The sequence below is a fragment of the Bradyrhizobium quebecense genome (assembly GCF_013373795.3).
Taxonomy (GTDB): Bacteria; Pseudomonadota; Alphaproteobacteria; order Rhizobiales; family Xanthobacteraceae; genus Bradyrhizobium; species Bradyrhizobium quebecense.
On record NZ_CP088022.1, the window covers coordinates 7,183,462 to 7,205,778 of the forward strand.

The 22,317-nt window shown below is 64.7% G+C and carries 19 protein-coding genes and 1 pseudogene; 15 read left to right on the forward strand and 5 right to left on the reverse strand.

Features of this window, described 5'->3' with window-relative positions:
- Window positions 1–7 precede the first annotated feature (7 nt).
- The 8 genes from sucC to HU230_RS34565 all read left to right on the forward strand — a co-directional run bounded on the left by sucC (window position 8) and on the right by HU230_RS34565 (window position 10,126).
- Complete coding sequence (gene sucC / locus HU230_RS34530) at window positions 8–1,204, forward strand: ADP-forming succinate--CoA ligase subunit beta (RefSeq protein ID WP_176534353.1); 1,197 nt, start codon at window positions 8–10, stop codon at window positions 1,202–1,204.
- A 2-nt stretch (window positions 1,205–1,206) separates the two neighbouring features.
- Window positions 1,207–1,683, forward strand: coding sequence for a DUF1579 family protein (locus HU230_RS34535; protein WP_176534352.1), 477 nt, complete (start codon window positions 1,207–1,209; stop codon window positions 1,681–1,683).
- A 37-nt stretch (window positions 1,684–1,720) separates the two neighbouring features.
- Entirely contained in the window at window positions 1,721–2,602 is an 882-nt protein-coding gene (gene sucD, locus HU230_RS34540; RefSeq protein ID WP_092121610.1) for a succinate--CoA ligase subunit alpha, read from the forward strand.
- A 257-nt stretch (window positions 2,603–2,859) separates the two neighbouring features.
- The gene (locus tag HU230_RS34545; RefSeq protein WP_176534351.1) at window positions 2,860–5,820 is read left to right on the forward strand and encodes a 2-oxoglutarate dehydrogenase E1 component; all 2,961 of its coding nucleotides are present in this window, start codon (window positions 2,860–2,862) and stop codon (window positions 5,818–5,820) included.
- A 173-nt stretch (window positions 5,821–5,993) separates the two neighbouring features.
- Window positions 5,994–7,241: a 2-oxoglutarate dehydrogenase complex dihydrolipoyllysine-residue succinyltransferase gene (odhB, locus tag HU230_RS34550; RefSeq protein ID WP_176534350.1), complete on the forward strand. Its 1,248-nt coding sequence runs from the start codon at window positions 5,994–5,996 to the stop codon at window positions 7,239–7,241.
- Window positions 7,242–7,313: 72 nt separating this feature from the next.
- Complete coding sequence (locus tag HU230_RS34555) at window positions 7,314–8,063, forward strand: SDR family oxidoreductase (protein ID WP_176534349.1); 750 nt, start codon at window positions 7,314–7,316, stop codon at window positions 8,061–8,063.
- 84 nt (window positions 8,064–8,147) lie between these two features.
- Window positions 8,148–9,548 (forward strand): dihydrolipoyl dehydrogenase, encoded by a 1,401-nt coding sequence (lpdA, locus tag HU230_RS34560; protein ID WP_176534348.1) that lies wholly within the window; start codon window positions 8,148–8,150, stop codon window positions 9,546–9,548.
- A gap of 38 nt (window positions 9,549–9,586) precedes the next feature.
- The gene (locus HU230_RS34565; RefSeq protein ID WP_176534347.1) at window positions 9,587–10,126 is read left to right on the forward strand and encodes a hypothetical protein; all 540 of its coding nucleotides are present in this window, start codon (window positions 9,587–9,589) and stop codon (window positions 10,124–10,126) included.
- 230 nt (window positions 10,127–10,356) lie between these two features.
- On the opposite strand, the gene HU230_RS34570 is transcribed toward HU230_RS34565, so the two are convergent.
- Window positions 10,357–10,947, reverse strand: a complete 591-nt coding sequence (locus HU230_RS34570) for a DUF4337 domain-containing protein (RefSeq protein WP_176534346.1) — start codon at window positions 10,945–10,947, stop codon at window positions 10,357–10,359.
- Window positions 10,948–11,106: 159 nt separating this feature from the next.
- Window positions 11,107–12,078 carry a tyrosine recombinase XerC gene (locus tag HU230_RS34575; RefSeq protein WP_176534345.1) on the reverse strand — a complete coding sequence of 324 codons (972 nt, stop codon included), beginning with the start codon at window positions 12,076–12,078 and terminating at the stop codon, window positions 11,107–11,109.
- 125 nt (window positions 12,079–12,203) lie between these two features.
- Here HU230_RS34575 and HU230_RS34580 point away from each other — a divergent pair, with 125 nt between their 5' ends.
- Entirely contained in the window at window positions 12,204–14,414 is a 2,211-nt protein-coding gene (locus HU230_RS34580) for a primosomal protein N' (RefSeq protein WP_176534344.1), read from the forward strand.
- Between the two features lie 102 nt (window positions 14,415–14,516).
- Here the strand turns inward: HU230_RS34580 and HU230_RS34585 are convergent, their stop codons facing one another.
- The gene (locus tag HU230_RS34585) at window positions 14,517–15,008 is read right to left on the reverse strand and encodes a septal ring lytic transglycosylase RlpA family protein (RefSeq protein WP_176534343.1); all 492 of its coding nucleotides are present in this window, start codon (window positions 15,006–15,008) and stop codon (window positions 14,517–14,519) included.
- Between the two features lie 630 nt (window positions 15,009–15,638).
- On the opposite strand from HU230_RS34585, the gene HU230_RS34590 reads away from it, so the two are divergent.
- The 6 genes and pseudogenes from HU230_RS34590 to HU230_RS34615 all read left to right on the forward strand — a co-directional run.
- Entirely contained in the window at window positions 15,639–16,199 is a 561-nt protein-coding gene (locus HU230_RS34590) for a F0F1 ATP synthase subunit delta (protein WP_176534342.1), read from the forward strand.
- Window positions 16,199–17,728: a F0F1 ATP synthase subunit alpha gene (gene atpA, locus HU230_RS34595; protein ID WP_092121635.1), complete on the forward strand. Its 1,530-nt coding sequence runs from the start codon at window positions 16,199–16,201 to the stop codon at window positions 17,726–17,728. The genes HU230_RS34590 and atpA overlap by 1 nt, the downstream gene beginning before the upstream one ends.
- Window positions 17,729–17,847: 119 nt before the next feature.
- Window positions 17,848–18,726 carry a F0F1 ATP synthase subunit gamma gene (locus HU230_RS34600; protein ID WP_176534341.1) on the forward strand — a complete coding sequence of 293 codons (879 nt, stop codon included), beginning with the start codon at window positions 17,848–17,850 and terminating at the stop codon, window positions 18,724–18,726.
- Window positions 18,727–18,752: 26 nt separating this feature from the next.
- Window positions 18,753–20,195 (forward strand): F0F1 ATP synthase subunit beta, encoded by a 1,443-nt coding sequence (atpD, locus tag HU230_RS34605; protein ID WP_092121637.1) that lies wholly within the window; start codon window positions 18,753–18,755, stop codon window positions 20,193–20,195.
- Window positions 20,196–20,311: 116 nt separating this feature from the next.
- Window positions 20,312–20,719, forward strand: coding sequence for a F0F1 ATP synthase subunit epsilon (locus HU230_RS34610; protein WP_173639622.1), 408 nt, complete (start codon window positions 20,312–20,314; stop codon window positions 20,717–20,719).
- A 186-nt stretch (window positions 20,720–20,905) separates the two neighbouring features.
- Window positions 20,906–21,289: pseudogene (locus tag HU230_RS34615) on the forward strand (helix-turn-helix domain-containing protein); the annotation flags it as partial.
- Here HU230_RS34615 and HU230_RS34620 read toward each other — a convergent pair.
- Together HU230_RS34620 and HU230_RS34625 are read right to left on the reverse strand one after the other, a co-directional pair.
- The gene (locus HU230_RS34620; RefSeq protein WP_176534340.1) at window positions 21,247–21,747 is read right to left on the reverse strand and encodes an RNA pyrophosphohydrolase; all 501 of its coding nucleotides are present in this window, start codon (window positions 21,745–21,747) and stop codon (window positions 21,247–21,249) included. The pseudogene HU230_RS34615 and the gene HU230_RS34620 overlap by 43 nt on opposite strands.
- Window positions 21,748–21,793: 46 nt before the next feature.
- Window positions 21,794–22,297 (reverse strand): RNA pyrophosphohydrolase, encoded by a 504-nt coding sequence (locus HU230_RS34625; protein WP_092121642.1) that lies wholly within the window; start codon window positions 22,295–22,297, stop codon window positions 21,794–21,796.
- Window positions 22,298–22,317 lie beyond the last annotated feature (20 nt).

The window sequence follows — 22,317 nt, forward strand, 5'->3', positions numbered from 1 at the left end:
TCTTTCCATGAATATCCACGAATACCAGGCCAAGGCTCTGCTGCACGAATTCGGCGTGCCGATCTCGCGCGGCGTGCCGGTGCTGAAGCCGGAAGATGCCGATGCGGCGGCCAAGCAGCTTCCCGGCCCGATCTGGGTGGTGAAGAGCCAGATCCATGCCGGCGGCCGCGGCAAGGGCAAGTTCAAGGAGGCATCCGCCGGCGACAAGGGCGGTGTCCGCATCGCCAAGTCGGTTGCCGAGGTCGACGAATTCGCCAAGCAGATGCTCGGCGCGACGCTGGTCACGGTGCAGACCGGCCCGCACGGCAAGCAGGTCAACCGCCTCTACATCGAGGAAGGCTCCGACATCGACAAGGAGTTCTACCTCTCGATCCTGGTCAATCGCGAGACCTCCGAGATTTCTTTCGTGGTGTCGACCGAGGGCGGCGTCAACATCGAGGACGTCGCGCATTCGACGCCGGAAAAGATCGTCTCGTTCTCGGTCGATCCCGCCACCGGCATCATGCCTCACCACGGCCGCACGGTTGCCGAGGCGCTGAAGCTGAAGGGCGATCTCGCCAAGCAGGCCGAGAAGCTGACCGGTCAGCTCTATGCAGCGTTCGCCGCCAAGGACATGGCGATGCTCGAGATCAATCCGCTCGTCGTCACCAAGCAGGGCCAGCTTCGCGTGCTCGACGCCAAGGTATCGTTCGACAGCAACGCGCTCTACCGTCACCCGGACGTGGTCGCGCTGCGCGACGAGTCCGAGGAGGACGCCAAGGAGATCGAGGCGTCGAAATATGACCTCAACTATGTCGCGCTCGACGGCACGATCGGGTGCATGGTCAACGGCGCCGGCCTCGCCATGGCGACGATGGACATCATCAAGCTCTACGGCATGGAGCCGGCGAACTTCCTCGACGTCGGCGGCGGCGCCAGCGCGGAGAAGGTTGCGGCTGCCTTCAAGATCATCACCGCTGATCCGAACGTGAGGGGCATCCTGGTCAACATCTTCGGCGGCATCATGAAGTGCGACGTGATTGCCGAGGGCGTGGTCGCCGCGGTGAAGCAGGTCGGCCTCAAGGTGCCGCTCGTGGTGCGCCTCGAAGGCACCAATGTCGAGCAGGGCAAGAAGATCATCCGCGACAGCGGCCTCAACGTCGTGCCCGCCGACAATCTCGATGACGCCGCACAGAAGATCGTGAAAGCCGTCAAGGGAGGCTAACGATGGTCGATCATCTCGACGCTCCGACCCCGCTGGACGAACACCGCAAGCTCGCGGTTTTCGCGGGCGAGTGGAGCGGCGACGAGATGGTCTATCCGTCGCGCTGGACCGCAGGCGGTCGGGCCACCTCGCATGTCGTTGCGCGCATCGCGCTCAACGGGTTCTACCTGATCCAGGACTGCGTGCAGACCCGTGACGGCAAGGAGAGCTTCGCCACCCACGGCGTCTTCACCTACGACCGCGAGGATCGGGCCTACCGATTGTTCTGGCACGATTCACTCGGCTACTACCCGCCGTCGCCGGCGTCCGGCGGCTGGGCGGGCAAGTCGCTGATCCTGGTGCGCGGCTCGCTGCGCGGCAATGCCCGTCACGTCTACGAGGTCGTCGACGACAACACCTACAACATGAAGATCCAATTCTCGCCTGACGCGGAAGGGTGGGCCGACGTGCTCACCGGCGTGTACCGGCGTATCCACTAAACCCTTCACCGACCGTCTCGCGAAAGCATCTCGAACCATGTCCATTCTGATCGACAAGAACACCAAGGTCATCTGCCAGGGCTTCACCGGCAAGAACGGCACGTTCCATTCGGAAGCGGCGATCGCTTACGGCACCAAGATGGTCGGCGGCGTGGCGCCGGGCAAAGGCGGCTCGACCCATCTCAACCTGCCGGTGTTCGACACCGTCGCGGACGCGCGCGCCAAGACCGGCGCCGACGCCAGCGTGGTCTATGTCCCGCCGCCGGGTGCGGCGGACGCGATCTGCGAGGCGATCGATGCGGAGATCCCGCTGATCGTCTGCATCACCGAGGGCATTCCGGTGCTCGACATGGTGCGCGTCAAGCGCTCGCTGTCGGGTTCGAAGTCGCGGCTGATCGGGCCGAACTGCCCCGGTGTGATGACCGCCGGCGAATGCAAGATCGGCATCATGCCGGCCAACATCTTCAAGCCCGGCTCGGTCGGCATCGTCTCCCGCTCCGGCACCCTGACTTATGAAGCGGTGTTCCAGACCACCCAGGAGGGCCTCGGCCAGACCACCGCGGTCGGCATCGGCGGCGATCCGGTCAAGGGCACCGAGTTCATCGACGTGCTGGAGATGTTCCTGGCCGACGAGAAGACCAAGTCGATCGTCATGATCGGCGAAATCGGCGGCTCCGCCGAGGAAGACGCCGCGCAGTTCCTCAAGGACGAGGCCAAGCGCGGCCGCAAGAAGCCGATGGTCGGCTTCATCGCCGGTGTCACCGCACCTCCCGGCCGCCGCATGGGTCATGCCGGCGCGATCATCTCCGGCGGCAAGGGCGATGCCGGTTCCAAGACCGCTGCGATGGAAGCCGCCGGCATCAAGGTGTCGCCGTCCCCGGCGCGGCTCGGGCACACGCTCGCGGAGATGCTCAAGTAACCTCCGTCAGGCCAAGTTCCCTTCGAGCTTTGCCGTGGTTTTGGGCGGGTTCTCATTGGAGAACCCGCCCTTTTATTGCGTTTTGCCAGTAGAATGCCGATCAATAAAATATGAAAATAAGTTCATTTCTTGGTTCTTTTAGGCAGGAATATCTGTCCTAGATAGGGTAAAGGGTATCGATCCAGCCGGCGCGCTTCCAGACCGGCACCAGCGCCGTCTCCTACGCGCGAACCGAAAAAAATCACCAGGACTGCCCCATGTCTCGCCAAGACGCGAATGCTGCTTTTGCTCTCTCATCATTCCTGCAAGGCACCAACGCCACCTACATCGACGATCTCTATGCGCGCTACGAGCAGGACCCATCGTCGGTCGACGCAGAATGGCAGGATTTCTTCAAGAGCCTGAAGGACGCCCCGGCCGACGTCCAGAAGAACGCCGAGGGTGCCTCGTGGGGCCGGGCCAACTGGCCGGTGACGCCGCGGGACGAGCTGACTTCGGCGCTCGACGGCAACTGGGCCCAGGTCGAGAAGGCGGTCGGCACCAAGCTCGCCGCCAGGGCCCAGGCCAAGGGCGCCGAGCTGTCCGACGCCGACGTGCATCAGGCCACCCGCGATTCGGTTCGCGCGCTGATGCTGATCCGCGCCTATCGCATGCGCGGCCATTTCCACGCCAAGCTCGATCCGCTCGGCATCGAGGCGCCGCGCGACCGCGAGGAGCTCGATCCGCGCTCCTACGGCTTCACCGAGGCCGATTTCGACCGCAAGATCTTCCTCGACCACGTGCTCGGCCTCGAATACGGCACGCTGCGCGAGATCGTCCAGATCTGCGAGCGCACCTACTGCCAGACGCTCGGCGTCGAGTTCATGCACATCTCCAATGCCGCGCAGAAGGCGTGGATCCAGGAGCGCATCGAAGGTCCGGACAAGGAGATCAGCTTCACGCCCGAGGGACGCCGCGCGATCCTCAACAAGCTGATCGAGGCTGACGGCTTCGAGAAGTTCTGCGACACCAAGTTCACCGGCACCAAGCGCTTCGGCCTCGACGGCGGCGAATCCCTGATCCCGGCGCTCGAACAGATCATCAAGCGCGGCGGCAATCTCGGCGTGAAGGAGATCGTGGTCGGCATGCCACATCGCGGCCGCCTCAACGTGCTGACCCAGGTGATGGGCAAGCCGCACCGCGCGCTGTTCCATGAATTCAAGGGTGGTTCGGCCAACCCGGACTCGGTCGAAGGCTCCGGCGACGTCAAGTATCATCTCGGCGCGTCATCGGACCGCGAGTTCGACGGCAACAACATCCATCTGTCGCTGACCGCAAATCCGTCGCATCTCGAGATCGTCGATCCGGTCGTGATGGGCAAGGTGCGCGCCAAGCAGGATCAGCACGGCGATCCGCCGGACATGCGCATCTCGGTCCTGCCGCTGCTGATGCACGGCGACGCGGCATTCGCGGGCCAGGGCGTGGTGGCGGAATGCTTCAGCCTGTCCGACCTGAAGGGTTACCGCACCGGCGGCTCGCTGCACTTCATCGTCAATAACCAGATCGGCTTCACCACCTATCCGCGCTACTCGCGCTCGTCGCCCTATCCGTCCGACGTCGCGAAGATGATCGACGCGCCGATCTTCCACGTCAATGGCGACGATCCGGAGGCCGTGGTGTTCGCGGCCAAGGTCGCGATCGAGTTCCGGCAGAAATTCCACAAGCCGGTCGTCATCGACATGTTCTGCTACCGGCGCCACGGCCACAACGAGGGCGACGAGCCGGCGTTCACCCAGCCGGTGATGTACAAGAAGATCGCCTCGCACCCGTCGACGCTGGAGATCTACGCCAAGCGGCTGGTCGCCGACGGCGTATTGACCGAGGGCGAGGTCGAGAAGGCCAAGGCCGACTGGCGCGCGCGGCTCGATGCCGAGCTCGAAGCCGGCTCGGGCTACAAGCCGAACAAGGCCGACTGGCTCGACGGCAAATGGGCCGGCTTCAAGTCGGCCGATCAGGAAGAAGACGCCCGCCGCGGCGTCACCGGTGTCGATGTCGCCGTGCTCAAGGAGATCGGCCGCAAGATCACCAAGGTGCCGGACGGCTTCCGCGCCCACCGCACCATTCAGCGCTTCCTCGACAATCGCGCCAAGGCGATCGACACCGGTGTCGGCATCGACTGGGCGACCGGCGAGGCGCTGGCGTTCTGCACGCTGCTGCAGGAGGGCCATCATGTGCGCCTGTCCGGCCAGGATTCCGAGCGCGGCACCTTCTCGCAGCGCCATTCGGTCCTGATCGACCAGGAGGACGAAAGCCGCTACACGCCGTTCAACCATCTCGGTGGCGAAGATACCGGCCATTACGAGGTCATCAACTCGCTGCTGTCGGAAGAGGCGGTGCTCGGCTTCGAGTACGGCTACTCGCTGGCCGAGCCGAATGCGCTGGCGCTCTGGGAAGCCCAGTTCGGCGACTTCGCCAATGGTGCGCAGGTGGTGTTCGATCAGTTCATCTCCTCGGGCGAACGCAAATGGCTGCGCATGTCGGGCCTCGTCTGCCTGCTGCCGCATGGCTATGAGGGGCAGGGACCGGAGCACTCCTCCGCACGCCTCGAGCGTTATTTGCAGATGTGCGCCGAGGACAACATGCAGGTGGTCAATCCGACCACGCCGGCAAACTACTTCCACGTGCTGCGGCGCCAGCTGCATCGCGAAATCCGCAAGCCGCTGATCCTGATGACGCCGAAGTCGCTGCTGCGTCACAAGCGCGCCGTGTCGCGGCTCGACGAGCTCGGCAAGAACGCCACATTCCATCGCATCCTGTACGATGACGCGCAGATGCTGCCGGACGAGAAGATCAAGCTGGTGCCGGACGACAAGATCCGTCGCGTCGTGCTGTGCTCCGGCAAGGTCTACTACGACCTGTACGAGGAGCGCGAGAAGCGCGGCGTTGACGACATCTATCTGATGCGCATCGAGCAGCTGTATCCGGTGCCGCTGAAGGCGCTGGTGCAGGAGCTCGGCCGCTTCAAGGGCGCCGAGGTGGTCTGGTGCCAGGAAGAGCCCCGCAACATGGGCTCCTGGCACTTCATCGAGCCCTATCTGGAATGGGTGCTCAACCAGACCAACGCAGCCAACAAGCGTCCGCGCTATGCCGGCCGTCCGGCATCGGCGGCGACCGCCACCGGTTTGATGTCGAAACATCTGGCGCAGCTCAAGGCGCTGCTCGACGACGCTCTGAACTAACGACCTTCACTGAAGCCATGTCCCGCCTTGTGCGCAATTGCGCACTGGAGCGGGGCATCCGGTATCCCGCGTCATCCAGCCTCACCGCTGTCGTCACGGAGCACCGGGTCGTCCGCTTTGGCGGACGGTGGCTGGACCAATTTTTCGACCGCAAGGTTATCGAGGAAAAGATCATGACTGAAATTCGCGTTCCAACGCTCGGCGAATCCGTAACCGAGGCCACCATCGGCCGCTGGTTCAAGAAGGCCGGTGAGGCCGTCGCGGTGGACGAGCCGTTGGTGGAACTGGAGACCGACAAGGTCACCATCGAGGTGCCCGCGCCGGTCGCCGGCACGCTCGGCGAGATCATCGCCAAGGATGGCGAGACCGTCGCCGTCGGCGCGCTGCTCGGCCAGATCAATGACGGCGCTGCCCCGGCCAAGTCCGCGGCTGCCGCAGCCCCCGCCAAGGCCGCCGCGCCTGCGCCGGCCGCTGCTCCCACACCAGCTCCTGCCGCTGCGCAGAAGGCGCCGCCGTCGGATGCGCCGCTGGCACCCTCGGTGCGCAGGCTGTCCGCCGAAAGCGGCGTCGACGCCTCCACCGTTCCGGGCTCGGGCAAGGATGGCCGCGTGACCAAGGGCGACATGCTGGCCGCGATCGAGAAGGCCGCCTCGGCGCCGACCCCGGTCAACCAGCCGGCCGCCGCCGTGCAGGTCCGTGCGCCGTCGCCGGCGGACGATGCCGCGCGCGAGGAGCGCGTGAAGATGACCCGGCTGCGCCAGACCATCGCGCGCCGCCTCAAGGACGTGCAGAACACCGCCGCGATGCTGACGACGTTCAACGAGGTCGACATGACCGAGGTGATGAAGCTGCGTGCGCTCTACAAGGATACGTTCGAGAAGAAGCACGGCTCGAAGCTCGGCTTCATGGGCTTCTTCACCAAGGCGGTGGTGCAGGGGCTGAAGGACATTCCGGCCGTCAACGCCGAGATCGACGGCTCTGACCTGATCTACAAGAACTACTACCACATCGGCGTTGCGGTCGGCACAGACCGCGGCCTGGTGGTGCCGGTGGTGCGCGACTGCGACCACAAGTCGATCGCCGAGATCGAGAAGTCGATCGCCGATTACGGCCGTCGCGCCCGCGACGGTCAGCTCAAGATCGACGAGATGCAGGGCGGCACCTTCACCATCACCAATGGCGGCATCTACGGCTCGCTGATGTCGACGCCGATCCTCAACGCGCCGCAGTCCGGCATCCTCGGCATGCACAAGATTCAGGAACGGCCGATGGTGGTCGGCGGCAAGATCGAGGTGCGCCCGATGATGTATCTGGCGCTGTCCTACGATCACCGCGTCATCGACGGCAAGGAAGCGGTCACCTTCCTGGTGCGTGTCAAGGAGAGCCTGGAAGATCCGGCCCGGCTTGTGCTGGATCTCTAAGGTCGTATCGCGCGCGGCGCCCGATCGGTTCGGGCGTCGCGTTTCGTTGGGTGCTTACGTTTGGGGATCAATGTGACGGACAAGGTCGTTGTCATCACCGGCGGCAGCCGCGGCATCGGCCGCGCCACCGCGCTTGCTGCTGCTGCACGCGGTTATCGCGTGGTGGTTGGGTATGCCTCAAACCAGGCTGCGGCCAACGAGGTCGTCGCCGCGATCGAGGCCAAGAACGGCAAGGCGATCGCGGTGAAGTGCGACGTCGGCAGCGAGCAGGATATCCTGGCGCTGTTCAAGGCGGCCGATGGGTTCGGCACGCTCGGCGCGCTGGTCAACAATGCCGGTATCGTCGGCAAGAGCGGTGTGCGCGTCGACGAGATGTCGGCCGAGCGCATCCAGCAGATGATGGCGGTCAACGTCACGGGCAGCATCCTGTGCGCGCGCGAGGCGGTGAAGCGCATGTCGACCAGGCACGGCGGCCAGGGCGGCGTCATCGTCAACCTCTCCTCGGTCGCGGCAAGGCTCGGCGCGCCCAACACCTATGTCGACTATGCCGCCTCCAAGGGGGCGATCGATTCCTTCACGGTCGGCCTCGGTTACGAAGTCGCGGGTGAAGGCATCCGCGTCGCCGGCATCCGGCCGGGCCTGATCGACACCGACATCCACGCCGCGGGCGGCGAGCCCGATCGCGCGCATCGGCTTGCCCACATGGTGCCGATGAAGCGTGTCGGCACCGCGGACGAGATCGCCAACGCCATCGTCTGGCTGATCTCGGACGAAGCCTCCTACGTCACCAGCGCGATCCTCGACGTGTCGGGCGGTCGCTAGAACACGATCAAGAAGCGGGAAGCGGCCTTCCGATCGGACCGCGCCCGCCCAACTGTCACAGAGTTTAGCTACAGGACCTCAATCATGGCTTCTTACGATCTCGTCGTCATCGGCACTGGCCCCGGCGGTTACGTCTGCGCGATCCGCGCGGCGCAGCTCGGCATGAAGGTTGCCGTCGTCGAGAAGAACGCGACGCTGGGCGGCACCTGTCTCAATGTCGGCTGCATGCCGTCGAAGGCGCTGCTGCACGCCTCCGAGATGTTCGAGGAAGCCGCGCACTCCTTCGCCAAGATGGGCGTCAGCGTCTCCGCCCCGAAGCTCGATCTGCCCGCGATGATGGACTTCAAGCAGCAGGGCATCGACGGCAACGTCAAGGGCGTCGAGTTCCTGATGAAGAAGAACAAGATCGATGTCCTCAAGGGTACCGGCAAGATCATCAGTGCCGGCAAGGTCGAGGTCTCCGGCGACGGCAAGTCCGAGACCGTCGAGACCAAGAATATCGTGATCGCCACCGGCTCCGACATCGCGCGGTTGAAGGGCATCGACATCGACGAGAAGCGCATCGTGTCGTCGACCGGCGCGCTGTCGCTGGAGAAGGTGCCGTCAAGCCTGCTGATCGTCGGCGCCGGCGTGATCGGGCTCGAGCTCGGCTCGGTTTGGCATCGTCTCGGTGCCAAGGTCACCGTGGTGGAATTCCTCGACCGCATCCTGCCCGGCATGGATGGCGAGGTGGCGAAGCAATTCCAGCGCATCCTGGAAAAGCAGGGCTTTGCCTTCAGGCTCGGCGCCAAGGTCACCGCGGTCGACACCTCGGGCAAGACGCTCCAGGTCAAGGTCGAGCCGGCCGCGGGTGGTGCTGCGGAAACCATCGAAGCCGACGTGGTGCTGGTGTGCATCGGCCGCGTGCCCTACACCGAGGGCCTCGGGCTGAAGGAAGCCGGCGTTGCGCTCGACAATCGTGGCCGCGTCGAAATCGACACGCACTTCTCGACCAATGTGAAGGGCATCTACGCGATCGGCGATGTCGTGGCCGGGCCGATGCTGGCGCACAAGGCGGAAGACGAGGGCGTTGCCTGCGCGGAGATCATCGCGGGCCAGGCCGGCCATGTGAACTACGACGTCATTCCAGGTGTTGTGTATACCACGCCGGAGGTGTCGTCGGTCGGCAAGACCGAGGAAGATCTCAAGCAAGCCGGCTTCGCTTATACCGTCGGCAAATTCCCGTTCACCGCGAACGGCCGCTCCAAGGTCAACCAGACCACCGACGGTTTCGTGAAGGTTCTCGCAGATGCGAAGACCGATCGGGTGCTCGGCGTGCACATTGTCGGCCGGGAAGCCGGCGAAATGATCCACGAAGCCTGCGTCCTGATGGAATTCGGCGGCTCGGCCGAGGATCTGGCGCGCACCTGCCACGCACATCCGACCCGTTCCGAAGCGATCAAGGAAGCCGCGCTTGCGGTGGGCAAGCGCGCCATCCATATGTGATCGAACATCCCGGCGCGAGCCGGGTAGAGATCATAGTGATGTTGCGCCGCCTGCTTCAGCCGTTCTGGGTCCTGCTTGCGATCATCTTCCTGATCGAGGCTTGGCTATGGGATCACGTCGAGCCGATCGTGGCCCGGGTGGTGGCGTGGATCCCGCTGCGCGCGCTCAAGCAATGGCTTGCCGACCGGGTCGATTCGCTGTCGCCGGCGATGACGCTGATCGTCTTCGTCGTGCCGCTGATCCCGCTGTTTCCGCTCAAGCTGGTCGGACTCTGGCTCCTGGCGAACCAATACTGGTTCAGCGCGGTCTCGCTGATCCTGTTCGCCAAGATCGTCGGCGTCGGCGTCACCGCTTTCCTGTTCGACGTGACGCGATCGAAACTGCTGGAGATGCCCTGGTTCGAGGCGCTCTATAATTTCGTGATGGCGCTGCGCGCCAAGGCCACAGAGCTGGTCGAGCCGGTCAAGCGGCGTATCCTCGAGATGATCAGTGGCGACGGTGACGGCTGGACCGCGCGCACGCTGCGCCTGATCGCGCGCTTCCGAAAAAGCGTTCACCAGACCAGCAAGGTGCTCTAGGCAACGCTGTCGCTCCCGTCATCCTGACAGGATGTGAAGCTTTGTCCTCTTCCACTGTTGTCGTCGCCCGGCTCGACCGGGCGACCCAGTACGCCGCGGCCTGTCGGCTCAAGCCCGACCGCCTCTGGAATACTGGATCACCCGCATGCGGGTGATGACACTGAGCAAGCTGAGCAGGCCAATTCCGTGACCCTGGCAGGGTGACGGAGATGAAGCGGAGCCCCGCCGCTTCAATGCAAGGGCAGCAGATGCGGCTGGAACAGGCCGAACAAGGTCATCACGACGCCGGCGAGCGTCACCAGGCCGGACACCCAGGCCAACGCGGCGATGCCGGTGATGATGGTCGCGGACGCCAGCACGATGGCGATCTGGAAGGCGGCAGAGGCAAGCTCGAAGTGATGATATTTCGCGGTGGCCTCGTCGCGCTCATGCTCGGCGTGCTTGGCGCGTTCGGAGAGTTGCTCTGACCCCTCGCCGGTCTCCGGCTCCGAGCGGTAGCGTGCCGCGGTCTTCTGCCAGTCGTCGATCTGCTTCTGCAGCGCGGCCTTGGCCGCCTCGTCGGCGGTGGTCGCAAGATTGAGCTTGCCCTGTTCGGCCGCGGTCTGCACCGCGGTGCGGCGGATGCTCTTGGCCTGGAAGAAGGCCCAGAGGTTGGAGGCTTCGACGTTCTTGCTGATCGATTCGGTCTGGGCTCCCTTGCCGAGCGTTTCCGACAGCGCCAGGCAGAGCGCGATCACGGCGATCAGGAGGGCGATCTTCTTGTTTTCGCCCGACGCATGCTCGGCATGCTCCGCTTGCTCCATACTTTCATGTGCGCTCATGATTCCCCCATCCGGATGAGACCGCGCCACGATTGCTGAATGCGGCGCACAAGGCAAGTGCCGAGCGATTTGTGGCAGCCGTATGAATATGAACGGCGCAAGATGAAACGGCGCATCGGTGCCGGCCCGGCGCCGTATTTTGAACTCAGGTCCGGGCGCTCAGCCGCGCGGGTGCGCGGAGCGATAGACTTCCAGCAGGCGCTCGCTGTCGATGCCGGTGTAGATCTGCGTGGTCGACAGCGATGCGTGGCCGAGCAATTCCTGGATCGCGCGCAGGTCGCCGCCGCGGCTGAGCAGATGGGTGGCGAAGGAGTGCCGCAGCGCATGCGGCGTTGCGCTGTCGGGCAAGCCGAGCGCGCCGCGCAGCCGCTCCATGGTAAGCTGGATGATGCGCGGGCTGAGCGGGCCGCCGCGCGCACCGACGAACATCGGCCCGGTCGGGCTGAGCTGATGCGGACAGATCGCCGCATAGTCCGCGATCAATTGCAGCACGTTGTGCAGCACCGGCACCATGCGGGTCTTGTTGCCCTTGCCGGTGACGACCAGCACGTCGCCTTCGCCCGGCTTCGGCACGTCGCGGCGCTTCAGCCCCAGCGCCTCGGAGATGCGCAGACCGGAGCCATAGAGCAGCGCCATCACGGCGGCGTCACGCACCAGGATCCAGGTCTCGCGGGTTTCGCCGGCGCGCTCGTCGGCATCGGCGAAGCGTTTCGCCGCTTCCATATGGATCGGCTTCGGCAGGCTCTTCGCCACCTTGGGGGCGCGGATCGCCGAGAGCGCACCGACCTTGCCCTTGCCTTCGCGTTCCAGGAAACGTCCGAACGAGCGCAGGCCCGCCAGCGCCCGCATCAGCGATCGGCCGCCGATCTCCTCGGCACGGCGCATCGCCATGAAGGCGCGGACATCGCTGGCCTCGAGCGCGGAAAATGCCGCAAGCGTCACGCGCGCGCCCCAGTGCCCGGCCAGGAAGGCCAGGCATTGACGCACATCGCGGGCGTAGGCCTCGAGCGTCTTCGGCGACAGCCGCCGCTCGGCGCGCAGATGCGACAGCCAGCGCGTCATCTCCTGCGTGACCGACACGTCGGCGCAGTCGAGCTCGAGCGGTTGCATGGGCTGATCGGTCCGGGCCATGTCTTGAGCGGGCACGTCCTTAAGGGCTATTGGCGCTGCTAATCTCCTGATTATATCGCACTGCCTTCGTTTACCGTTCGCTAAGACCGCGCAGCGGTGCTAGCCCGGCTCAAAGCTCTGATTCAATGGACCACACCACACGCCCCAGCCCAGCTCCCGCATCGACGACCCGCGTCGTCGACGTGCTGGTGCCTGTCGCGCTGAACCAGACCTATTCCTACCGCGTGCCGCGCGGCATGGAGCTTGCGCCCGGCGATGTGATCTGTGTTCCGCTCGGGCCGCGCGAGGTCGTCGCGGTGGTGTGGGCCGAGAATGCCAAGCCGGATCCGCGGCTGCACAACCGGCTCAAGGACGTCAGCGAGAAGCTTGATGTTCCGCCGCTCAGGGCCGAGTTGCGCCAGCTCGTCGACTGGGTCTCCACTTACACTTTGTCGGCGCGCGGCATGGTGCTGCGGATGACGCTGCGGATGGGCGAGAACCTTGGGCCGGAGCGGACGCGGCTCGGGGTGCGCCTCGTGGGCGAGCCGCCACGGCGCCTGACACCGGCGCGCCGGCGGCTGATCGAGGTGCTGTCGGATGGCTTGCTGCATGGCAAATCCGAGGCGGCGCGGGAGGCCGGCGTCAGCTCGGGCGTGGTCGACGGCCTGGTCGACGAGGGCACGCTGACGGTCGAGGCGATGCCGCCGCCTGCACCGCCACCCATTCCCGATCCCTCGTATGCGCAGCCGGATTTCTCGCGCGAGCAGCGCAGCGCGGTCGATGTGATGCGGACGCTGGCGGCGAGCGGCAGCTTTCACGTCGCACTGCTCGACGGCGTCACCGGTTCCGGCAAGACCGAGGTCTATTTCGAGGCGATCGCGGAGAATATCCGCCGCGGCAAGCAGACCCTGATCCTGATGCCCGAAATCGCGCTGACCGGCCAGTTCCTCGACCGTTTCGCGCAGCGCTTCGGTGTGCGGCCGCTGGAATGGCATTCGGAGCTCACGCCGCGCACGCGGGCGCGAAACTGGGCGGCGATCTCCGAGGGCAAGGCGCCGGTCGTGGTCGGCGCCCGCTCCGCGCTGTTCCTGCCTTACGCCGATCTCGGTCTCATCATCGTCGATGAGGAGCATGACCAGGCCTACAAGCAGGACGAGGGCGCACATTATCACGCGCGCGACATGGCGGTGGTCCGCGCCCATATCGCCAGGATCCCGATCTTGCTGGCGTCGGCGACGCCCTCGGTGGAGAGCGAAGTCAACGCGCGCAAGGGGCGCTACCAGCGCGTCGCGTTGCCGTCGCGGTTCGGCGGCCAGCACATGCCGCACATCGAGGCGATCGACATGCGCCGCGCACCGCCGCCGCGCGGGCGCTTCATTTCGCCTGTTCTGGCCGAGCAAATTCGCCATGCGATCGAGCGCCGCGAGCAGGCGCTGCTGTTCCTCAACCGTCGTGGCTATGCGCCGCTGACGCTCTGCCGTGCCTGCGGCCACCGCTTCGCCTGCACGATCTGCGACGCATGGCTGGTCGATCATCGCTTCCGGCAGCGGCTGGTCTGCCATCACTGCGGCTTCTCGATGCCGCGTCCGAACATCTGCCCGCATTGTGCGGCCGAGGAATCGCTGGCCGCCGTCGGTCCCGGCGTCGAGCGCCTGCAGGAGGAGGCCGCTCACATTTTTCCCGAGGCCCGCACCATGGTGCTTTCGAGCGATCTCATCACCTCGATCGAGACCATGCGCAGCGAGCTCAACGAGATCGCCGAGGGCCGCGTCGACATCATCATCGGCACCCAGCTGGTGGCCAAGGGGCACAACTTCCCGCGGCTCAATCTGGTCGGGGTCATCGATGCCGATCTCGGCTTGAGCAACGGCGATCCGCGCGCCGCCGAGCGGACGTTCCAGTTGCTGAACCAGGTGGTCGGCCGTGCCGGCCGCGAGCAGGGCCGTGGCGTCGGCTATCTGCAGACCCACCAGCCGGAACATCCGGTCATCAAGGCCTTGATCGCGAACGATCGCGAGGCGTTCTACGCCAGCGAGATCGATATCCGCGAGCGCACCGGCTATCCGCCGTTCGGCCGGCTGGCGAGCCTGATCGTCTCCGCCGGCGACCGACCGACAGCAGAAGGATTTGCCCGCAAGCTCGCCGCGATGGCGCCGCTCGACGAGCGGATCCAGGTGCTCGGCCCCGCCGAGGCCCCGCTTGCCGTCATCAAGGGCCGCTACCGCTTCCGCCTGCTGGTGAAGTCGCTGCGCAATGTCGACCTGTCGCAATATCTGCGCGAATGGCTCGAGGCCGGTCCGAAGACCAAGGGCAATCTGAAGCTCGAGGTCGACGTCGATCCGCAGAGTTTCTTGTAGGGATGCCTGTAAAGAAAAAGCCTGCCGTCATTCGCGACGGCAGGCCTTTTGGCGCGAGGCAGGCCTCGCGGCCGTTACGCAACGCAACGCTTACTGAAGCGCTTACGAGACGACCTCGGCGGTGACGCGGCCGACGCCGGCACCGGTCAGGCCGATGGCGCGGGCTGCGCCGGTCGAGAGGTCGAGCACGCGGCCGCGGATGAACGGGCCACGATCGTTGACGGTGACGACGACGCTGCGGCCCCCGTGGGTGACGCGGAGCCTGGTGCCGAACGGCAGCGAGCGGTGGGCGGCGGTCATGGCGTTCTGGTTGAAGCGCTGGCCGGAAGCGGTGCGGCTGCCCGACTCATTGCCGTAGAAGGAGGCCATCCCCGAGAACGTGTGGCCGCCGGAGGGCTGGATCGATGCATTGGCGTCGCGCCAGGACGAACCTTCAGCGCGGGCCTGGTGATGATGGTGGTGGCGATGATGGTGGTGCCTGGACTTCGCGGACGCCTCCGTCACGCTGCCCCCGACCAGGATAGTTGCGGCGACAAACGCGAGCGCCGTACGCGAGCGGGTTATATTGCCCGCCGCCTTCTTGATATTCAGCATTGATAAGACCCTCAGACAGTATTGCCACTAACGCGGCAAGTGGAACCCCCGTCCCTTCGTTGACCAAAGCCGTTTGGTTTCGCAATGAGGCACGAATTGGGCAGTAATTCCCGATTGTCTCGGGCTGAAATATCTTGTTACCGCTTTGGGGTATTCAATCGAGGTTCCGTAACCTTGGCCTTTAACGAATTTTTAATCAATAATATACTTTCGAATACTGATTAGTGGGCCGGCGGTAAGTTTTCGGTAAGTAATCGCCAAATGAAACGGCGGCCCGTTTTGGGTTCCCTGCGCACTCGGCCATGGGCCCCATGCAGATTTCGATGGAACAAATCCGCGCGGTGCGAATCGGGGGCCGCGCGCTGAATTTCCGCGCGCCGATTTTTTCTCATTCGAGCGCCGGCTGCGGTCGCCAAAAACCGCATGCGACAAGGCGGCTCGCACGATGCCGTCATGTTGCACCTGCGCGATTGCTATGTTAGCAAAGCCGCGATTTTAACGATCCCGGCATGTCCTGTGCCGGTCGAAAATCGAAGTCCCGCTTGAATTCCAAGGGCTTGGATCGCTAGGCGCTGCTTTGGTGGCGACGGTTTTTCCCTTGCGAATTTGACAGCAAAAAAGAGCGAGCTCGTGGCTGCTGAAGATCCGTCCGTTTCGGGAGTGTCCGGTCGTTACGCAACGGCCCTGTTCGAGTTGGCGCGCGACGATCAATCCGTCGATCAAGTCAGGGCCGATCTCGACAAGTTCGAAGCCATGCTCAACGAGAGCGCCGATCTCAAGCGCCTCGTCCGCAGCCCGGTATTTGCCGCGGACGCCCAGCTGAAGGCGCTGACCGCGGTGCTCGACAAGGCCGGTATCGCCGGCACGTCGGCGAAATTCCTCAAGGTGCTCACCGCCAATCGCCGGCTGTTTGCCGTGGCCGATGTGATCCGCGCCTATCGCGCGCTGGTGGCGAAGTTCAAGGGCGAGGCGACTGCGGAAGTCACCGTCGCCGAGCAGCTCAGTGACAAGAATCTCGACGGGCTGAAGGCCGCACTGAAATCAGTGACGGGCAAGGACGTCGCGCTCAACGTGAAGGTCGATCCCTCCATTATTGGTGGCCTGGTGGTCAAGCTCGGCAGCCGCATGGTGGATAGTTCGCTTCGCACCAAACTCAATTCGATCAAGAACGCGATGAAAGAGGCAGGCTGATGGACATCCGCGCCGCAGAAATTTCTGCGATCCTCAAGGACCAGATCAAGAATTTCGGCCAGGAAGCCGAAGTCACCGAAGTTGGCCAGGTGCTGTCGGTCGGTGACGGTATCGCTCGCGTCTACGGGCTCGACAACGTCCAGGCCGGTGAAATGGTCGAGTTCGAGAACGGCACGCGCGGCATGGCGCTCAACCTTGAAACCGATAACGTCGGTATCGTGATTTTCGGCGCCGACCGCGAGATCAAGGAAGGCCAGACCGTCAAGCGCACCCGCGCGATCGTGGACGCGCCGATCGGCAAGGGCCTGCTCGGCCGCGTCGTCGACGCGCTCGGCAACCCGATCGACGGCAAGGGCCCGATCCAGGCCACCGAACGCAAGCGCGTCGACGTCAAGGCGCCCGGCATCATTCCGCGCAAGTCGGTGAACGAGCCGATGGCCACCGGCCTGAAGGCGATCGATGCGCTGATTCCGATCGGTCGCGGCCAGCGCGAGCTGATCATCGGTGACCGTCAGACCGGTAAGACCGCGATCGCGCTCGATACTATCCTGAACCAGAAGCCGCTGAACGCCCAGCCGGACGAGAACCTCAAGCTGTATTGCGTCTACGTCGCGATCGGCCAGAAGCGCTCCACCGTCGCGCAGTTCGTCAAGGTGCTCGAAGAGCAGGGCGCGCTGGAATACTCGATCATCGTCGCGGCCACCGCGTCCGATCCGGCGCCGATGCAGTACATCGCGCCGTTCACCGCCTGCACCATGGGCGAGTACTTCCGCGACAACGGCATGCACGCCGTGATCATCTATGACGACTTGTCCAAGCAGGCCGTCGCCTATCGCCAGATGTCGCTGCTGCTGCGCCGCCCACCGGGCCGCGAGGCCTATCCTGGCGACGTGTTTTACCTGCATTCCCGCCTGCTCGAGCGCGCCGCCAAGCTCAACAAGGAGCATGGCTTGGGCTCGCTGACGGCGCTGCCGGTCATCGAAACCCAGGCCAACGACGTGTCGGCCTACATTCCGACCAACGTGATCTCGATCACCGACGGCCAGATCTTCCTGGAAACCGACCTGTTCTTCCAGGGTATCCGTCCCGCGGTGAACGTCGGTCTGTCGGTGTCGCGCGTCGGTTCGTCGGCGCAGACCAAGGCAACCAAGAAGGTCGCCGGCAAGATCAAGGGCGAGCTCGCGCAGTACCGCGAAATGGCGGCGTTCGCGCAGTTCGGCTCCGACCTCGACGCCTCGACCCAGCGCCTGCTCAACCGCGGCTCGCGCCTGACCGAACTCCTGAAGCAGCCGCAGTTCTCGCCGCTGAAGATGGAAGAGCAGGTTTGCGTGATCTGGGCCGGCACCAATGGCTACCTCGATCCGCTGCCGCTCAACAAGGTGAAGGCGTTCGAGGACGGCCTGCTCTCGCTGCTGCGCGGCAAGAACGTCGAGATCCTCGACGCGATCCGCACCAGCCGCGATCTGTCCGACGACACCGCCGCCAAGCTCAAGACGGTAGTCGAGGGCTTCGCCAAGACGTTTGCGTAAGAAGACGTTTGCGTAAGAAGACCTTCGCACAAGGGCATCGCCCGGCCGTTGGCCGGGCGATAGGAACAGAGAGGCTTGCGATCTGACCGTTGCGGTCGGATTGCCGGGGTGGACGAAGAATGGCGTCACTGAAAGACATGCGGGTCCGCATCGCCTCGACCAAGGCGACGCAGAAGATCACCAAGGCCATGCAGATGGTCGCAGCCTCGAAGCTGCGCCGCGCGCAGAACGCCGCCGAGGCGGCGCGGCCCTATGCCACCAAGATGGATGCGGTGATTTCCAACATCGCCGCCGCGGCCAACGGCTCGCCCGGCGCGCCGGCGCTGCTGGCGGGCACCGGCAATGACCAGGTGCACCTGCTTCTGGTCTGCACCGGCGAGCGCGGCCTGTCCGGCGCTTTCAACTCCGCCATCGTGCGTCTGGCGCGCGAGCGGGCGAACGCGCTGCTCGCGCAAGGCAAGGAAGTCAAATTCTTCTGCGTCGGCCGCAAGGGCTACGAACAGCTGCGGCGGACGTTCGAGAAGCGGATTGTCGAGCACCTCGACCTGCGTTCGGTGCGGCAGATCGGCTTCGTCAACGCCGAGGACATCGCCAACAAAGTGTTGGCACGGTTCGAGGCCGGCGAATTCGATGTCTGCACGCTGTTCTATTCGCGCTTCCAGTCGGTGATCGCGCAGATCCCGACCGCGCAGCAGATCATCCCGCTCGAGGTGGCTGCACCCGCGGCCAGCGTGGCTCCCGCGACCTCGTACGAATACGAGCCGGAAGAGGACCAGATTCTCGGCAGCCTGCTGCCGCGCAACCTTGCGGTGCAGGTCTTCCGTGCGCTGCTGGAGAACAACGCCTCGTTCTACGGCGCGCAGATGAGCGCGATGGACAGCGCGACGCGCAACGCCGGCGAGATGATCCGTAAGCAAACCCTGATTTACAACCGAACCCGTCAGGCCCAGATCACGAAGGAGCTGATCGAGATCATCTCCGGCGCTGAGGCGGTCTAAGGCAGATTTTCGAAGGAGAATAGTCCATGGCTACAGCAGCCAATCAGATCGGTCGCGTTACCCAGGTCACGGGCGCCGTGGTCGACGTGCAGTTCGAAGGCCACCTTCCGGCGATTCTGAATGCGCTCGAGACCAAGAACGGCGGCAACCGCCTGGTGCTCGAAGTCGCGCAGCATCTCGGTGAATCGACCGTCCGCACCATCGCGATGGATATCACCGAAGGTCTGGTGCGCGGCCAGGAAGTCACCGACACCGGTGAGCCGATCCGCGTGCCGGTCGGCGAAGGCACGCTCGGCCGCATCATCAACGTCATCGGCGAGCCGATCGACGAGGCCGGTCCGATCAAGTCCGAAGGCCTGCGCGCCATCCACCAGGAAGCGCCGAGCTACACCGACCAGTCGACCGAAGCGGAAATTCTCGTCACCGGCATCAAGGTCGTCGACCTTCTCGCCCCGTACGCCAAGGGTGGCAAGATCGGCCTGTTCGGCGGCGCCGGCGTCGGCAAGACCGTGCTGATTCAGGAACTGATCAACAACGTCGCGAAGGCGCACGGTGGTTACTCCGTGTTCGCCGGCGTCGGCGAGCGGACCCGTGAAGGCAACGACCTCTATCACGAGTTCATCGAATCGAAGGTCAACGCCGATCCGCACAATCCGGATCCGAGCGTGAAGTCGAAGTGCGCGCTGGTGTTCGGCCAGATGAACGAACCGCCGGGCGCCCGCGCCCGCGTCGGTCTGACCGGTCTGACGGTCGCCGAGCACTTCCGCGACCAGGGCCAGGACGTGCTGTTCTTCGTCGACAACATCTTCCGCTTCACCCAGGCGGGTTCGGAAGTGTCGGCGCTGCTCGGCCGTATTCCTTCGGCGGTGGGTTATCAGCCGACGCTCGCGACCGACATGGGCGCGCTGCAGGAGCGCATCACCACCACCCAGAAGGGCTCGATCACCTCGGTGCAGGCGATCTACGTGCCGGCCGACGACTTGACCGATCCGGCGCCCGCCACCTCGTTCGCGCACTTGGACGCCACCACGGTGCTGTCGCGCGCGATCTCGGAAAAGGGCATCTATCCGGCGGTGGACCCGCTCGACTCGACCTCGCGCATGCTGTCGGCGCTGGTCGTCGGCGAGGAGCACTACAACACCGCGCGTATGGTCCAGCAGATCCTGCAACGCTACAAGTCGCTGCAGGACATCATCGCCATTCTCGGCATGGACGAATTGTCGGAAGAGGACAAGCTGACGGTCGCCCGCGCCCGCAAGGTCGAGCGCTTCCTGTCGCAGCCGTTCCACGTCGCCGAAGTCTTCACCGGCTCGCCGGGCAAGTTCGTCGACCTCGCCGACACCATCAAGGGCTTCCGCGATCTCTGCCAGGGCAAGTACGACCATCTGCCGGAAGCGGCGTTCTACATGGTCGGCACGATCGAAGAAGCCGTCGAGAAGGGCAAGAAGCTCGCCGCCGAAGCGGCCTAAGCTTTGGGGTGTCGTCATCGCCGGACGTGATCCGGCGATCCATCGAACGAGAAGTATTTTGACTGATGGACCCGCGGGTCGAGCCCGCGGGTGATAGCGCAAAGAACGGAAAGACCATGGCCACCTTCCACTTCGATCTCGTCTCTCCCGAAAAGCTCGCCTTCTCCGGCGAGGTGGATCAGGTTGACGTCCCCGGTGTGGAGGGTGATTTCGGTGTGCTCGCCGGACACGCTCCGGTCGTCGCCACGATTCGTCCGGGCATCCTGACGATCACGACCGCGGGCAAGCGCGAGAAGGTGATCGTGCTCGGCGGCCTCGCCGAGGTGTCGGACAAGGGCCTCACTGTGCTCGCCGACGTCGCCACCACGATTGCGGATCTCGATCGCGCGAAGTTCGCCGAGACGATCAACGAAATGCAGGAGAAGCTCTCCGAGAAGGAAGGCTCCGAACTCGACCACGAGATCGAGCGGCTCGATCACTTCAAGAGCATCCAGCACGAGCTCAACGCGACGGCTATGCACTAAGGCGCGATTGCCGACCAGCGATCGCGCCATAGCGTCGAGTGAGCCGGCTCTCTTTGTGAAATCGCTCACACTTTTCCAGTCATCGTCTGCCAAGACTCGAAGCATTCAACGCTCGCCGTACGCCGGCGGGCGGTGGATTGTTGTCGCGCCCGGAAGCGTGTGACGGCAGGAGTGCGGTTGCGGTTGCGGTTGCGGTCGGGACGGCGTGCCGCGCTGCGCGCCGGCTACCCTCATGCCGCGCGAGAAATCCTGCTGCGCGATCTGCATCGCGCCTCGCTCACGCCGGCCGCGGTCGCCACCGAGCTCGGCATTTCGCTCCGGCAATTGCATGCGCTGTTCGAGCCGACCGGCCTGTCATTCGCGCGAACGCTGGCGGCAACAAGATCGAAGGAGGCGAGGCGGCTTCTCTCAGCGATGCTGGAACGCGGCATCGACGAGATCGCCGTTTCATGCGGCTTCTTCTATCGCGTGTTCCGCGCGACCTACGGCATGACGCCGGGCGATGCGCGGCGCCTTCCGCCGCAGGATCAGCCGGCGAATTCCGCGAACCGGATCGCGACTGCGCGATAGACCTCGCGGCGGAACGGCACCACGAGATCGGCGACGCGATCGAGACGCTCCCAGCGCCATTGATCGAACTCGGCGGGTTGGCCGTTGCGCGGGGTCAATGGATCGATCTCCTCGTCGCGCCCGGTGAAGCGCAGCGCAAACCATTTCTGCCGCTGGCCCCGGAATTTGGCCAGCCGATGCGATGCCGGCCCGTCATAGGCCGGGAATTCGTAGGTCATCCAGTCGGTCTCGCCGAGATAGTTGGCGTTGACCGCCCCGGTCTCTTCCCACAATTCGCGCATCACGGCCTGGCGCGGGTCCTCGCCGTCGTCGATGCCGCCCTGCGGCATCTGCCATTCGAGGCCGGGCAGCACGATCTCCGGGCCGTCGTTCTTGATCCGGTGGCCGATCAGCACGCGTCCGTCGCCGTTGAACAGCGCGATGCCCACATTGGGGCGATAGGGCTTATCTGATGACATCTCGACCGGTGCCGCCGCGCGTTTGTCTGCCCGATCATATGGCCGTCTATTTGGCCGCCAGACCGGCGAATTCCTTCACGACGCGCTCATAGACCGGACGCTTGAACGGCACAATCAGCTCCGGCAGATTCTTCATCGGCTCCCAGCGCCAGGTGATGAACTCGGCCTTGTGGCCGCCGCCGGGGTGGGCGACGTTGATCTCGTTCTCGTCGCCGGTGAAGCGCAATGCGAACCACTTTTGCCGCTGGCCGCGGTAGCGACCCTTCCAGGCGCGGCCTGCGACGGTGCGCGGGATATCATAGATCAGCCAGTCCGAGACCTCGCCGAGCTTCTCCACCGACTTGACGCTGGTCTCTTCATAGAGCTCGCGCCGTGCGGCCTGAAACGTGTCTTCGCCGGGATCGACGCCGCCTTGCGGCATCTGCCAGACATGCGCGTCGTCGACATGCTCGATGCCGCCGGCGCGGCGTCCGATGAAGACCAGTCCCGCCGTATTCAGCAGCATGATGCCGACGCAGGTTCGATAGGGCAGGTCTTCATAACGTGCCATGCCGCCGCTACCTCGCACAG